Source organism: Candidatus Cloacimonadota bacterium, from assembly GCA_011372345.1.
Classification (GTDB): Bacteria; Cloacimonadota; Cloacimonadia; order Cloacimonadales; family TCS61; genus DRTC01.
In genome coordinates, this window is record DRTC01000199.1 from 1 (window position 1) to 1,622 (window position 1,622).

Below are 1,622 nucleotides of genomic sequence, written 5' to 3' on the forward strand. Positions count from 1 at the left end.
CTGATTTGAAGATCCAAAAAAGTTCTGTTCAAATTTACAATATAAAAGGACAACTTGTTCGATCTCTTTCTCATAAAGAAGATAGTTTGGAACATCTTTTATTCTGGGATGGTCGTGATAATAATTCGAGAAAAGTTTCCAGCGGAATCTATTTAATGAAAATCGAGATCGAATCACAAGGAATGAAAAAGGAATATTTCCGAAATTGTATTTTCCTGAAATAATAAAACCGATATAATCTCCTTTCATAAGGGAGAACAAAAGAGGATTTTAAAAATTCCTTATAATCTCCCTATAATTTAAGGTAGTCCTTTAAATATCTCTTTTTAAAGTGATTCAAAACCTTCAAGGTTTAGCAAACCTTGAAGGTTTGTAAAAATTGATATAGATAAATAAGAAATGAAACAATGAAAATAAAAAAAATTTTTAATCGAAAATTTATCGAGTTGACAGGTTGTATTCACAATCACAGTCAATATTCATACGATTCGAAAGCTTCGCTGAAAAACATCATCGATTCCGCTAAAAGGAATGGTCTTGATTTTATTACGATCAACGATCATCTGACTTTGAAAGCAAAAAAAGATGAGTTTTTACTTGCGGAAAAAGATATTCAGATAATTGTTGGTTTCGAGATAAATGACGCAGAAAAAAATAATCATTACCTGGTTTTTAATTCAGATGAAATTTTACTAAAAAAACCTGCGAGAGAATATGTGGATCATTATGCAAAAGAAGGAGCGATTGGTTTTGTTGCTCATCCTTTTGAAAAAAGAGTAAGTTCCAAATTTCGAAAATATCCCTGGACTGATAAAAGTAATAATAATTTTGACGGGATCGAGATCTGGAATTTTCTCTCGGAATGGATCGGAAAAGTACATCCAAAACTTAATGGCTTGATCATGATTGTGTTTCCATCTTTTTTTGTGATTAAACCTTTCAAGGAAACTCTTTCTTATTGGGATCAACTAAATAATTCAGGGAAAAAGATATCTGCGATTGGAAGTATCGATGCTCATGAAGAAGAGTACAAAATTCTCGGTTTGAAATTCAAATTCCTGACTCATAATGCCCTTTTCAAAACCATCAGGACAAATATCCTGCTTCCTGAAAAAACCGAAATAAATGACCAGAATATTCTGCAGGCATTGAAAAAAGGAAATTCCTACATGGTAAATTATAAAAGGGGAACTCCTTACAATTTTTACGCAGGGATTTCCAATTCAAAAGAAGAAAGTGCGATTTTTGGGGAAGAGATAAAATTTCAGGAAAATTTGAAATTCTATTATAATCTTCCAAGTATGGCGAGAACAAAATTGATCAAAAATGGGAAGAAAATCAAATCGAGATTTGATAATAAGGGTGCTTTTGAGATCAAAGAAAAAGGAAATTACAGGTTGGAGATCACTCGTTTTGGACGAGGTTGGATCTATACAAATAATATTTATGCAGTGTAACACAAACATCCTTGTTTGTGAAAAGTAGCACAGAATTGCATTCTGTGAAAATGGATATCTGAAATTAAAGAAAAAAATGAAATTCAATGATTTAGATTTTTCAAAATGGAAAGAAACAGATATCAATGTTGATCCTTTGTGGATCATTAATGAAAGAGATAAAAG

At 31.2% G+C, this 1,622-nt stretch carries 2 protein-coding genes; both read left to right on the forward strand.

The features are described from left to right. Positions 1-224 (forward strand): T9SS type A sorting domain-containing protein (locus ENL20_03900; GenBank protein HHE37698.1); only part of this gene is annotated, 224 nt, incomplete at its 5' end. A gap of 183 nt (positions 225-407) precedes the next feature. Then, entirely contained in the window at positions 408-1,457 is a 1,050-nt protein-coding gene (locus ENL20_03905; protein HHE37699.1) for a PHP domain-containing protein, read from the forward strand. The last annotated feature ends 165 nt before the right edge of the window (positions 1,458-1,622 follow it).

Bases quoted from the DNA above. Each gene is read 5' to 3' on its own strand.
- ENL20_03905 (HHE37699.1), top strand. From the start codon at position 408: ATGAAAATAAAAAAAATTTTTAATCGAAAATTTATCGAGTTGACAGGT.